The organism is Aestuariivirga sp. (assembly GCF_037139295.1).
GTDB lineage: Bacteria > Pseudomonadota > Alphaproteobacteria > Rhizobiales > Aestuariivirgaceae > Aestuariivirga.
This window is the reverse complement of sequence record NZ_JBAXGR010000043.1, coordinates 18,488-30,243: the sequence shown is the minus strand read 5'-3', so window position 1 is coordinate 30,243 and position 11,756 is coordinate 18,488. Positions and strand designations below refer to the sequence as shown.

Here is an 11,756-nt window from a genome sequence, read left to right as displayed (position 1 = left end):
ATGGCGGAAGAGGAGGGATTCGAACCCTCGATACGCTTTCACGTATGCACGCGTTCCAGGCGTGTGCCTTAAACCACTCGGCCACCCTTCCTTGAAGTGGGGCCGGGAATATCGTCATCGCTCCGTTAAATCAAGCTTTGTTGAATGGTGACAGGAAGATTGTGCTCCTATATCTGGCCGGTAACAGAGGAAGGAACAGCCCAATGCTCTTCAGCCGCCAGAAAAGCCGCATGATTTCGCCCGCCGAGGCGCTTCCGGGCCGGGCACAGGCAATTCCCACCGCCGACAGACATTACGTAAACGGCAATCCGGTGAAGGGGCCCTACCCCGCAGGCTTCGAGACCGCGATCTTCGCGTTTGGCTGCTATTGGGGCGCCGAGCGCAAGTTCTGGCAGGTGCCCGGCGTGTGGGTGACTGCCGTCGGCAATGCCGGCGGCTTCAGCCCCAACCCGACCTATGAGGAGGTGTGCTCAGGCATGACCGGCCACGCCGAGTCGGTTCTCGTCGTCTATGACCCGGCACAGGTCAGCTACGAGGAGCTGCTCAAGGTGTTCTTCGAGTCGCATGACCCGACCCAAGGGATGCGCCAGGGGAACGACGTCGGCAGCCAGTACCGTTCTGCGATCTACTGGACCACACCCGCCCAGCGCGATGCCGCGCTGGCCGCCAAGGCAATGTACGAGACGGCACTGGCCGCCAAGGGCTATGGCCCCATCACCACCGAGATCGCCGAGGCAGGCCCCTTCTACTTCGCCGAAACCTATCATCAGCAGTATCTTGCCAAGAATCCGGCGGGCTATTGCGGGCTCGGCGGCACCGGCGTCTCCTGCCCCATCGGCACGGGTGTGGCGGCCTAGTCCAGCATTCACTCACACGCATTCATCATGCCCGGGCTTGACCCGGGCATCTTCTTTTGCGGCTACCAAAGAGGATCGCCGGGTCAAGCCCGGCGATGATGAGTGCTGTTTACTGAATGAGCGCTGTTCGCCGCCTCAGCCCACCACCACCCAGCTCCTTGTCTTCGACGATGCAATGGCCGCATCGACCACCTTCTGGATTTCATAGGCCTCGCGGAAGTCGGGCGTCGACGTCTTGCCCTGCCCGATGGCGCGCAGGAACTCACCCATCTCGATGGTCTTGAGATCATTGAAGCCCAGCTGGTGGCCACCGGCGATGCAGAACTCGCCATAGGGCGGGTGCTGCGGGCCGGACTCGATCTTCACATAGCCATTGGTCTTCGCATCACCGCCGGCACGGTAGAACAGCAATTCGTTCAGCCGTTCCTGGGTGAAGACGAGCGAGCCCTTGTCGCCGCTGATCTCGAAGCCCAGCTGCATCTTGCGGCCGGTGGCCACCCAGTTCGCCTCGATGGTCCCGCCGCAGCCGCGCCCGAAATTGACGAGAATGCGCGCCACGTCGTCGACCAGCACGCCCTTCCGCTCCTTCGCACCGCGCGAGACAGGTCGCGACTTGACCACGGTGCGCATGTCAGCGCTCACGTCGGCAATCGGCCCTAGCAGGAAGCGGGCCATGCCGATGATGTGCGAGCCTAAGTCGGCAATCACACCCGGCCCACCCACCGGGTCGATGCGCCAGCTATAGGGGCTGTCCGGGTCATGCATGTAGTCTTCGGCATGAATGCCGCGAAAGCCGGTGATTTCGCCCAATTCTCCTGCGGCGATCATGTCGCGCGCCTGCTTCAGCAGCGGGTTCTTGATGTAGTTGAAGCCCACCTGCGTGGAAACACCCTTCTTCTCCGCCGCCTCCACCATCTCGAGTGAATCAGCAAGCGACGGCGACAGCGGCTTCTCGCAATGCACGTGCTTTCCCGCGGCAATCGCCGCCAGCGCCATCTCCTTGTGCAGCGTGTTGGGTGTGGTGATGGACACGACGTCGACACGGGGATCATTCACCAGCGCCCGCCAGTCACCGGACGCGCGCGCAAAGCCATATTGATGCGCGGCCTTGGCAGCCGAGGCTTCGTTCACGTCGGCAATCATCTCGAGCCGCGGCACCGGAATGTCCGGGAAGGCGGCAAGGGCTACACGATAGGCGAAGGCGTGCGCCTTGCCCATGAAGCCCGTGCCGATGATGCCGATGCCCAATTCCTTCGCGGCAAGCTCCTTCGTCACGCCACAACCTCGTAGCCAGCGGCCGTCATCACCCGCATCAGTTCCTTGTGGCCCACCTGCGCCATCTTCAGCGGCGGCGCCTGTTTCGGATCCTGCTCGGCCTCGACCACGAACCAGCCTTCATAGCCATAGCCCGCGAGCTTCTTCACGATGGCCTCGAAATCCAGCGAGCCATCACCGGGAACCGTGAAGGCGCCCTTGATCACCGCGTCGAGGAAGCTTTCCTTCGAGCGGTCGAGCCTGTTGATCACATCCATGCGCACGTCCTTGGTGTGAACGTGCTTGATGCGGCCATGGTGCTTGTCGATGCAGCGCAGCACGTCGCCACCCGCAAAGGCCATGTGGCCCGCATCGAACAGCAGCGAGATCGTCGAATTCGCCATGAAGGCATCAAGCTCTGGTTCTGTCTCCACCACTGCCGCCATGTGGTGGTGATAGACCAGCGGCATGCCCTGCGCCTCCACCCAGGAGGCGAATTCCGACATCTTCTTCGCGTAGTCCTTCATCTCGGCGTCCGAAAGCTTCGGCTTCGTGGCGAGCGGCTTCGACTGGTCGCCCTGGATCGAGCGGCCCACCTCGCCATAGACGATGCACGGCGCGTTCACCGCCTTGAACAGGTCGATCATCGGCTGGATGCGCTGCTTGTTAGCCTCGATCGACTCGTTGACGATGGCGCCGGAAAACCAGCCGCCGCACAGCGTGACGTCGGCCTTCTTCAGAACGGGAAGCATTTCGGCGGCGGTGGTCGGGAAGCGGCGGCCCTGCTCCATGCCGGTGAAGCCGGCCGAACGCGACTGGCGCAGGCATTCCTCCAGCGACACGTCGTCCGAGAGCTGCGGAAGATCGTCGTTCCACCAGGCGATGGGCGACATGCCCAGCTTTGCTTTCATCTCAATCACACTCCAATACGTTGCTTCTTGCGAATGGTCTCGTGGTGGGCGCGCGCCTTGTTGACTTCGGGCCGGTCGGAGACTTCCGGCACGCCCACGTCCCAGTCGGCGTCGCCCGGCACCCAGGCGAAGGCGTCGGTGACGATGGAGATCACCGTGGTGCGGTCCGTCGTCTTGGCCCACTTCAGCGCGGCCTCGAGGTCGGCAAGGCTCTCGCAGTGGCGCGTCAGCGCGCCCATCGATTCGGCGTGCTTGGCGAAGTCGACCGCGAAGGGCTCCTTCACGCGGCTGTCCTTGATGAGGTTGTTGAAGGAGGGCGTGCCCTTGAAGTTCTGCAGGCGGTTGATCACCGCGTAGCCGCCATTGTCGCAGACGACGACGATCATCTTGTGGCCCGTCAACACGGTTGAATAGATGTCGGAGTTCATCATCAGGTAGGCGCCGTCGCCCAGCATCACGATGGTTTCACCGTCGCCCTTCTTGGCCATGGCATGGCCCCAGCCACCGGCAATCTCATAGCCCATGGCGGAGAAGCCGAATTCCAGGTCATAGGTGTTGGGGTTCTTGATTTTCCAGCCCTTGGCCGTCTCGCCAGGAAGCCCTCCGGAGGCAGTCACCATGGTGTCGTTGGGGGCCGCCCATGTGTTCACCACGCCCACCACCTGCGCATAGGTCGGCACCGGCTCGTTGGTGGGCTTCTGGTGCGCATCGATCAGGTCGTTCCAGGCCTTGAAGGCCGTCTTGCCCTTTTGCGTCCACGCCGCATCGGCCTTCCAATTGCCAAGTGCTGCTTCGAGTTCCGTCACCGTCTCCTTCGCATCACCCACCACAGCGAGTGCACGGTGCTTTGTTGCATCATAGCGCGCGGCATTGATGGACACGAACTGCGCATCATGCGCGAACACCGTCCACGAGCCCGTGGTGAAGTCCTGCAGCCGCGTTCCGATCGCGATGATGACGTCCGCCGCGCCCGCCATGTCATTGGCGGAGGTGGACCCGACAACGCCGATGGGCCCGACATGGGCCGGGTGGTCATGCGTCACCGCGCCCTTGCCGGCAATGGTCTCGGCCAGCGGAATGCCATGCTTCAGCGCGAAGTCGGCCACCTCCTTGTTGGCGTCCGAATAGCGCACGCCGCCGCCAGAGATGATCAGCGGCCGCTTGGCGGACTTGATCAGCGCCACGGCTGCAGCCACGCGGTCGCGGTCGGGCCGCGGGCGCGGGACGGTGTGAACGGTCGGCGTGAAGAAGGCTTCCGGATAGTCGAAGGCCAGTTCCTGCGTGTCCTGGCACAGGCCGATGAAGGCGGGGCCGCAGTCGCCGGGGTCCAGCATGGTGGCAATCGCCTGCGGCAGCGACGAGATGATCTGTTCGGGATGTGTGATGCGATCCCAGTAGCGGCTCACCGCCTTGAAGGCGTCGTTCACCGAGGTCGTGGGGTTGTTGAAGTGCTCCACCTGCTGCAGCACCGGGTCTGGCCGGCGGTTGGCGAAGATGTCGCCCGCGAGGATCAGGATGGGCAGCCGGTTGGCATGCGCGCAGCCCGCCGCCGTCACCATGTTGAGGGCACCCGGTCCGATGGATGACAGCGCGATCATCATCTGCCGCCGCCGCTTTGCCTTGGCATAGCCAATGGCGGCCAGCGCCATCGACTGCTCGTTCTGCCCGCGCCAGGTCGGCAGCGTGTCCTGCACCGCCTCCAGCGCCTCCGACAGGCAGGTTACGTTGCCATGGCCGAAGATGCCGAACAGCCCGGCGAACAGCGGCTCCTTCTTCCCGTCGATGATGGTGAACTGGTTGCACAGGTAGCGCACGAGCGCCTGTGCCATGGTCAAACGGACGGTGGACATGGCGGAGCCTCCCAAAGACGTTTCGTTCTGGAACATTTCGTCTATTTTTTCAAGATATGGAATGAAGTTTCCATATCGAGCTTTTCGGAATGAGATCAGTCTAGGCCTGCGCCCGCGCCACCGGCAACGGCGCCTTTAGCGCCTGTAGCCGACCTCCGATGCGTTCACCACCAGCGCCGGGTCCAGCCTGCCGGCGAAGTGGTCGAGCACGTTCTGGACGGAGGCCACCGCCATGCGGGCGGCGCATTCGGCGGTGAGACCCGCCGCGTGCGGGCTCAGCACCACGCGCTGGTTGGTGAGCAGCGGGTGGCCAAGCTCCGGCGGCTCGGCCTTCAGAACGTCCAGCCCTGCGCCGCCGAGGCGGCCCTCGCGCAGGGCGCGATCAAGCAGCACTTCATCGACGAGGCCGCCGCGCGCGGCGTTTATGAGGATGGCGCCGGGCTTCATGGCCCTGATTTCCTCTTCGAAGATCACCGCACCCGCGGTCGAGCCCGGCATGTGGAGCGACACATAGTCGGCCTCGCCCAGCGCCTTGATGAGGTCGGCCGCTGGGCGCACGCCGTGCTTGGCCATCACGTCGGGCTTCACGAAGGGGTCGTAGGCCGTCACCGTCATACCGAAGGCCCTGGCGAGTTCCGCTACGCGCCGGCCGATGCGCCCAAAGCCCACCAGCAGCAGGTTCTTGCCATCGAGTTCGACCGTTTCGAAGCGGTTCCTCACGTCCCAGCCGCCCCGGCGGACGGCCGCGTCGTGCTGGGCTGCCTTGCGCGCCACCGCCAGCATCAGCATCAGCGTGTGCTCGGCCACGGCGCGCGAGTTCACGTCACCGACGATGCAGAGGGGAATTTTGCGCGCGTTCAGCGCGGCAACGTCCACCGCGTCATAACCCACGCCATGGCGCGACACGATCTTCAGCTGCGGTGCGGCGGCGACAGCCTCCGCCGTCATCGGTTGCGTGCGCAGCACCACCGCATCGGCCTCGCCCATGTGTGGCAGGTAGGACTCGAGCGAGATGTCATCGACCAGCGTGTAGCTCACGTCCTTCGCAGATTTCAGGCGCGCGATTCCGGCGGGGTGCAGCTTTCCCGCGACGAGGATGTGCGGCATCTCAGTAGCCCGCGTTCTTCGGCGCCGCGGCATCGGCCACCTGTTCGCCGATCAGCTTCCTCGCCTGGTCGACGCTGGCCTTGGCAGAGGTTGCCAGCAGGCGCACGTCGTTCAGCAGCGTCACCATGTCGAAGCCCCAGCCGATGGCCCGCGCGGCATAGGCAGAGTTGCCGCAGTGCAGGCAGGCCTTGATCCCCGCCTCGTGGGCGCGCGCCAGGATCTCTCTGATGGCGTCGATCATCTCCGGCTCCTCGCGGTCGAAACCCGTCGGGTACTTGCGGCCGGTGAGGCCCAGCGTCAGGTCGGCGGGGCCGATGTAGACGCCGTCGAGGCCGGGCGTATTCACGATGTCCTTCAGGTTCTTCATGCCGTCCGCCGTCTCGATCATGGCCAGCGCGATGACCTGCTCATCGGCCCATTTGCCATAGTCCGCGCCATGCGCGAACACCGCGCGGGTCGGCCCCATGCTGCGCTGGCCATTGGGCGGGTAACGCATGCAGGAGACGAATTGGTCGCTCTCCTCGCGGCTGTTGATCATCGGGCAGATGATGCCCAGCGCACCGCCATCCAGCGCCTTCATGATGTCACCCGGCGCATTCCACGGCACCCGCACCATCGGCGTCACCGGCGCGGCCTTGAGCGCCTGCAGCATCGGGGCCAGCGCATCATAGCCGAGGAAGCCATGCTGCTGGTCGATGGTGAGCGAGTCATAGCCCTGCTGGGAGAGGATTTCGGCGGTGAAGGCATTGCCGATCGACAGCCAGCCATTCAGCACCGGCTTCCCCGCAGCCCACAGGCGGCGAATGTTGTTCTGGGTCATCGTCTCCTCCCCGTTCTCGAGGAACTCTTGTCCGGCCACAGGTGGCCCGCCGTCAAGTGCCGCAGGATGAATGCCGGAGCATGGCTGGCACGCTTGCGCCAATCCAGCATGGCCCGCACTGGAAATGCCCGTCCGGGTGGGGTAACCACCTCGGCCAGGAACGTGAAAGGGAAAGCGGATGTCGGACGCTGGAATGGTGATCGTGGGTGGTGGCATGGCGGGGGCGCGGGCCATCGTGAGCCTGCGCGCCAATGGCTTCCAGGGGCCGATCACGCTGGTCAGCGAGGAGACGCTGCTGCCCTATGACCGGCCGCCACTGTCCAAGGCGATGCTGGTGGACGAGAACGAGCCGCAACCGGTGCTGCTTCTCGACGAAGGCATGATCGCCTCGCTTGGCGCCATCTTCGTGCGCGGCGTGAAGGCCATTGGCATTGACCGCAAGGCCAAGGCGCTGGTGCTGGAGGATGGCCGGGCGATTTCTTATGACAAGCTGCTGATCTGCACTGGTGCCAAGCCGCGCCGGCTGTCGATCGAAGGCGGCGAACTCGCCTACACGCTGCGCGACTTTGCCGATGGCGACCATCTGCGCCACCGCCTGCGGCAGAGCGCATCTGCCGCGATCATCGGCGGCGGCTTCATCGGGCTTGAAGTGGCGTCCAGCGCCCGCAAGCTTGGCCTCGACGTGACGCTCATCGAAGCGCAGCCACGCATCCTGATGCGCGGCGTGCCGGAGGAGATCGCCAGGGTCGTTCACGCACGGCATGTGGAGGCGGGTGTGACCATGCAGGTGGGCACCGCACTGAAGGCTGTCGAGACCGACGGCGTGCGGCTGGCGGATGACCGCAAGGTGAGTGCCGAAATCGTGGTGGCAGGCATTGGCGCCGCCCCCGAGATCACCCTTGCGCAGGCGGCAGGCCTTGCCATCGAGAACGGCATCGCCTGTGACGCGACGCTGCAGACCTCCGACCCCGACATCTATGCATCCGGTGATTGCTGCTCCTTCCCGCATGGGCTGTTCGGCAACAAGCGCATGCGATTGGAAGCGTGGCGCAACGCCACCGACCAGGCCAACGTGGCCACCGAGAACATGCTTGGCGCATCGAAGCCCTACATGGCCGTGCCGTGGTTCTGGTCCGACCAGTATGACCTGTCGCTGCAGATCGCCGGCAACCCGGCGGACGGGCCGGAGATCGTGCGGCGGCAGACGGGCGAACACTCCTTCGTGATGTTCCACCGTGACCATGAGGGCCGCCTCGTGGGTGCATCAGGCATCGGGCCCGGAAACTCCATCGCGCGCGACGTGAAGCTGGCCGAGATGCTGATCGGCAAGCGTGCCGCACCAACGGCTGAGCAACTGGCCGACGCATCCGTTCAACTCAAAGTGCTTCTCAAGGGCTGAGACCTCATGAATTTCGCATCCGACAATGTCTATGGCGTGCACCCGAAGATCCTCGCAGCACTTGGCGAAGTGAATGGCGGCACCGCGCCCTCCTATGGTGGAGATGACCAGACGCAGCGCGCCGAGGAAAAGCTGAAGGAAGTATTCGGCTGCGATCTGCGCGCCTTCCTCGTCACCAGCGGCACGGCTGCCAATGGGCTTGCGCTGTCGACGATGACGCCGGGCTTCGGCGCCATCTTCTGCAATTCGGAAGCCCACATCGCGGTCGATGAATGCAATTCGCCGGAATTCTTCACTGGCGGCGCCAAGATCATCGGGCTGCATGGCCCGGCGGGCAAGATCACGCCGGCACAGGTCGAGAAGGCTCTGAAGGGCTTCATCCGTGGCGAACATGACCCCAAGCCCAAGGGCGTGTCGCTGACCAATGCGAGCGAGCTTGGCACGGTCTATTCGCCGGCAGAGGTGAAGGCCTTCTCCGACCTCATCCGGCCGAAGGGCATGAAGCTGCACATGGATGGCGCGCGCTTCGCCAATGCCGTGGCGGGGCTTGGCTGCACGCCTGCCGAACTCACATGGAAGTCGGGCGTCGACGTGATGAGCTTCGGGGCCACCAAGAACGGCGCGATGATGCTGGAGGCGGTGGTGTTCTTTGACCTGAACCTTGCCGAGGACTTCGCCTACCGCCGCATGCGTGGCGGGCAGCTCCTGTCCAAGAGCCGCTATCTTGGTGCGCAGATGCTGGCCTATCTCGAGGGCGGATTATGGCTGGAGAATGCGAAGCGCGCCAACACGCTGGCGAAGAAGCTGGCCAAGGGCCTGACGGCAGGCGGCAAGGTGCGCATCCCCAACCCGGTCGAGGCCAACGAGGTGTTCGCGGTGCTGCCGAAAGCGATGTTCGACCGGCTGCAGGCGAGCGGCGCCAAGTTCTATGACTGGATGCCCGACAGCCTTGGCGACGGGATTTCAGATGGCGAGGTGTTCTCGCGCTTCGTGTTGTCCTTCGCGACGCCCGAAGAGGAGGTGGACGCCTTCGTGAAGCTGGTGGCGCAGGGCTAGGCTCACAGACACAAAAGGCGCCCCCTTGCGGGAGCGCCCCTCGTTCATTCAACGTGATGCCAGATCAGGCAGCCTTGCGGGCTTCGATGACCTTTGTGCCCTCGACGCCATTCACAGGAATGGTGCGCGGCTTCAAGGCTTCCGGCACCTCGCGCTTCAGCGCGACGTGGAGAAGGCCGTTTTCCATGTCGGCCGACTGCACATGCATGTGGTCGGCGAGCTGGAAGCGGCGCTCGAAAGCGCGGGATGCGATGCCCTGGTGGAGGAACTCGCCGGTCTGCTCCTGCTTCTCGGTCTTCTTGGCCGAAACGTTCAGGGCGTTGCCCTTCACTTCCACCGTGATGTCCTCGGGCGCGAAGCCGGCCACCGCCATGGTGATGCGGTAGTCGTTCTCGGAGAGCTTCTCGATGTTGTAGGGCGGATAGGTGGGCGCGTCGAAGGCCGAGGCCTCGTTCAGCGTGCGGGCCAGACGGTCGAAGCCGACGGTCGAACGATAGAGGGGGGTGAGATCAAACATCGTCACATTCTCCTTGAGCAATGTCACAAGTGGCGCCCGCCGCAATGGCCGGGCTGATTGAAGTCCGCGAACCCCGGATGGGCGTCCGCGTTTCTGAGAGATAGGTGCGGGTCTTGCCGTTTCAAGTCCGGGGCGTCGTTCCGATGAACGGCCGATGAACGGTCGATTCAGTTCACATTCAATGGAAGGTTGTTAATTCCACCATATCGGTGCCGGGGTGGCTCCGGTTGAATGGAGTGAGATGATGAAGCCCAGATTCTTCCTCGCCACCGTTGCCGTGGCATGTGGCCTTTCGGCCATCCTGTCCGCATCCGAGGCATCCGCCGACCAGCGCCGCATCCCGCAGCCCTGGATCGACGATGGCCGCGATGCGCAGCTATCGTTCGAAGATGAATATTATCGTGGTGGCTATGGGCGCGGCGACTATGGACGGCCGCGCTATCCCGGTCCCTATGGCCGCCCCTACCCGCCCCCGCCCGTATGGTGGGGCGCGGAATCCGAAGAAATCACCGTCTGGATGACCTGCGGGCAGGGCAAGGAACTTCTGTTCCAGCGGGGCTATTATGACGTGAAGACCAATAATTGCCGTGGCCCGAACTATCGCTACACGGCCTCGCGCGGCGGGGCGCGCTTCGACATCCGCATGAGTGCCAGCGGACAGATCAACCGCGTGCGCCTCGCCGACTAGGGCGGCCCGAAGCTGAACGGTGGATGAACGCGCGGTTCGGACTGGGTTCAAGCAGCGCCCGCTAGTGTCACTCCAACGATGACCGATCACCGGCATCATGATGAGGAGTACCGCCATGAAGTCGCTTTCGCTGAAGACCCTGTTCGCTGCCGGCGCAATGGCCCTTGGGCTCGTCGCGGCACTTCCCGCCCCCGCTGCCAACGCCGATGTTTCGGTGGGCATCGGCTTCGGCGTCTACCCGGCCGTGCCAGCCGATGCTGGCTGGAACGGTGGCTATGACGGCGGCTATGAAGGTGGCTACGGCGGCGCATATGGTCGTGGTTATGGCGGTGGCTATGGCGGCTATGAAGGTGGCTATGCCCCTCGCCGCGCCTACCCGGTCTATGACGGTTACGTAACCTGCCGCGACGGCCGCCGCATCCTGTCGCGCTCGGGTTACTCCGCCATCGAGGTGCAGAGCTGCCGCCATGGCTACTACCGCTACACCGCATGGCGCAACGGCAAGCAGTTCCTGATGGCCGTCGATGCGCGGGGCGACGTGAATCGCCTGCGCCGCATCTACTGATCCATGACGCGCGCTGGGGAGGGTGGCAGGTCGTCGCCTTCCCCGCCGCAGAATGGCCATGAAAATTCCCGACACAGGATTGGTCTCGTCACGGTTGCGGATCACCCTGTCATCTGTTTCACTATGGGCGCGGGCCCGGAACCGCAAAGGTGGAGTAACATGTTCGGATCATCGATCATTCGCGGATTGAGCCTCTCCGGCGTGGCGCTTCTTGCGCTGGCAGCGATGGGCAACAGCGCATACGCCGGCGGCAACCACGGCGAGCCGCCGCCCGTCTATGAACAGGATTATTCCGGGCCGCCGATCATCCGCAACATCCCCGGCCTGCGCATCCTGTTCGGCGACCGAACCGGGGGCGAGAACCCGTCCGACAAGAAAAAGCAGAAGATCGACGAGACCTATTACGAGCCGCAGCCCGTGCCTTCAGGCAAGCCCAAGGCGGTGAAGCCGCCGCCTGCCAAGGCCACCGCACCTGCCACGACGAAGACCACCACCAATCCGGCACTGCCGCAGAAGACCGCTGCCACCGCGCCGGCGGCACCTTTGGCAGAGGGCCCGCTGAGCTGCGAGAAGGCAACTGAGGTCGTGAGCGGATTCGGCTTCTCCAGCGTCGAGGCCTCGATCTGTGCCGGCAAGTTCTATGCCTTTAACGCCAAACGGGGCGGCAAGAATTTCGCCATCAAGCTTGACCCGTCATCGGGCCAGCTGACCGAAGTCAAGAAACTGCCCTGA

The 11,756-nt window shown here is 64.1% G+C and carries 12 protein-coding genes and 1 tRNA gene; 6 read left to right on the top strand and 7 right to left on the bottom strand.

Going from position 1 to position 11,756, the window contains the following annotated elements:
• Position 1: 1 nt before the first annotated feature.
• A tRNA-Ser gene (locus tag WCJ41_RS12275) sits at positions 2-91 on the bottom strand.
• Between the two features lie 112 nt (positions 92-203).
• Between WCJ41_RS12275 and msrA the strand changes: the two genes are divergently transcribed.
• Positions 204-857, top strand: a complete 654-nt coding sequence (msrA, locus tag WCJ41_RS12270; protein ID WP_336906113.1) for a peptide-methionine (S)-S-oxide reductase MsrA — start codon at positions 204-206, stop codon at positions 855-857.
• Positions 858-992: 135 nt separating this feature from the next.
• Here the strand turns inward: msrA and WCJ41_RS12265 are convergent, their stop codons facing one another.
• The 5 genes from WCJ41_RS12265 to WCJ41_RS12245 form a co-directional block, all read right to left on the bottom strand.
• Positions 993-2,132, bottom strand: coding sequence for a Gfo/Idh/MocA family oxidoreductase (locus WCJ41_RS12265; RefSeq protein ID WP_336906112.1), 1,140 nt, complete (start codon positions 2,130-2,132; stop codon positions 993-995).
• Entirely contained in the window at positions 2,129-3,022 is an 894-nt protein-coding gene (gene iolE / locus WCJ41_RS12260) for a myo-inosose-2 dehydratase (protein WP_336906111.1), read from the bottom strand. Before iolE ends, WCJ41_RS12265 begins: the two co-directional genes overlap by 4 nt.
• Before the next feature lie 5 nt (positions 3,023-3,027).
• The gene (iolD, locus tag WCJ41_RS12255; protein WP_336906110.1) at positions 3,028-4,872 is read right to left on the bottom strand and encodes a 3D-(3,5/4)-trihydroxycyclohexane-1,2-dione acylhydrolase (decyclizing); all 1,845 of its coding nucleotides are present in this window, start codon (positions 4,870-4,872) and stop codon (positions 3,028-3,030) included.
• 135 nt (positions 4,873-5,007) lie between these two features.
• Positions 5,008-5,979 carry a hydroxyacid dehydrogenase gene (locus WCJ41_RS12250; RefSeq protein WP_336906109.1) on the bottom strand — a complete coding sequence of 324 codons (972 nt, stop codon included), beginning with the start codon at positions 5,977-5,979 and terminating at the stop codon, positions 5,008-5,010.
• Position 5,980: 1 nt separating this feature from the next.
• On the bottom strand, positions 5,981-6,799 hold the full coding sequence (locus WCJ41_RS12245; protein WP_336906108.1) for an aldolase/citrate lyase family protein: 819 nt from the start codon (positions 6,797-6,799) through the stop codon (positions 5,981-5,983).
• A gap of 178 nt (positions 6,800-6,977) precedes the next feature.
• Between WCJ41_RS12245 and WCJ41_RS12240 the strand changes: the two genes are divergently transcribed.
• Positions 6,978-8,198, top strand: coding sequence for an FAD-dependent oxidoreductase (locus WCJ41_RS12240; RefSeq protein WP_336906107.1), 1,221 nt, complete (start codon positions 6,978-6,980; stop codon positions 8,196-8,198).
• Positions 8,199-8,204: 6 nt separating this feature from the next.
• Complete coding sequence (locus WCJ41_RS12235) at positions 8,205-9,254, top strand: low specificity L-threonine aldolase (RefSeq protein ID WP_336906106.1); 1,050 nt, start codon at positions 8,205-8,207, stop codon at positions 9,252-9,254.
• A 64-nt stretch (positions 9,255-9,318) separates the two neighbouring features.
• Here WCJ41_RS12235 and WCJ41_RS12230 read toward each other — a convergent pair whose 3' ends face one another.
• Positions 9,319-9,777 carry an Hsp20 family protein gene (locus tag WCJ41_RS12230; RefSeq protein ID WP_336906105.1) on the bottom strand — a complete coding sequence of 153 codons (459 nt, stop codon included), beginning with the start codon at positions 9,775-9,777 and terminating at the stop codon, positions 9,319-9,321.
• Positions 9,778-10,012: 235 nt separating this feature from the next.
• Here WCJ41_RS12230 and WCJ41_RS12225 point away from each other — a divergent pair, with 235 nt between their 5' ends.
• The 3 genes from WCJ41_RS12225 (at position 10,013) to WCJ41_RS12215 (ending at position 11,756) form a co-directional block, all read left to right on the top strand.
• Entirely contained in the window at positions 10,013-10,459 is a 447-nt protein-coding gene (locus tag WCJ41_RS12225) for a hypothetical protein (protein ID WP_336906104.1), read from the top strand.
• Between the two features lie 115 nt (positions 10,460-10,574).
• Positions 10,575-11,024: a hypothetical protein gene (locus tag WCJ41_RS12220; RefSeq protein ID WP_336906103.1), complete on the top strand. Its 450-nt coding sequence runs from the start codon at positions 10,575-10,577 to the stop codon at positions 11,022-11,024.
• Between the two features lie 159 nt (positions 11,025-11,183).
• Positions 11,184-11,756 (top strand): hypothetical protein, encoded by a 573-nt coding sequence (locus WCJ41_RS12215; protein WP_336906102.1) that lies wholly within the window; start codon positions 11,184-11,186, stop codon positions 11,754-11,756.

Excerpts from the sequence above, each read along its gene's own strand:
- msrA (WP_336906113.1), top strand. The coding sequence starts at position 204 with ATGCTCTTCAGCCGCCAGAAAAGCCGCATGATTTCGCCCGCCGAGGCG.
- iolE (WP_336906111.1), bottom strand. The coding sequence starts at position 3,022 with ATGAAAGCAAAGCTGGGCATGTCGCCCATCGCCTGGTGGAACGACGAT.
- iolD (WP_336906110.1), bottom strand. The coding sequence starts at position 4,872 with ATGTCCACCGTCCGTTTGACCATGGCACAGGCGCTCGTGCGCTACCTG.
- WCJ41_RS12250 (WP_336906109.1), bottom strand. The coding sequence starts at position 5,979 with ATGCCGCACATCCTCGTCGCGGGAAAGCTGCACCCCGCCGGAATCGCG.
- WCJ41_RS12245 (WP_336906108.1), bottom strand. The coding sequence starts at position 6,799 with ATGACCCAGAACAACATTCGCCGCCTGTGGGCTGCGGGGAAGCCGGTG.
- WCJ41_RS12240 (WP_336906107.1), top strand. The coding sequence starts at position 6,978 with ATGTCGGACGCTGGAATGGTGATCGTGGGTGGTGGCATGGCGGGGGCG.
- WCJ41_RS12235 (WP_336906106.1), top strand. The coding sequence starts at position 8,205 with ATGAATTTCGCATCCGACAATGTCTATGGCGTGCACCCGAAGATCCTC.
- WCJ41_RS12225 (WP_336906104.1), top strand. The coding sequence starts at position 10,013 with ATGATGAAGCCCAGATTCTTCCTCGCCACCGTTGCCGTGGCATGTGGC.
- WCJ41_RS12220 (WP_336906103.1), top strand. The coding sequence starts at position 10,575 with ATGAAGTCGCTTTCGCTGAAGACCCTGTTCGCTGCCGGCGCAATGGCC.
- WCJ41_RS12215 (WP_336906102.1), top strand. The coding sequence starts at position 11,184 with ATGTTCGGATCATCGATCATTCGCGGATTGAGCCTCTCCGGCGTGGCG.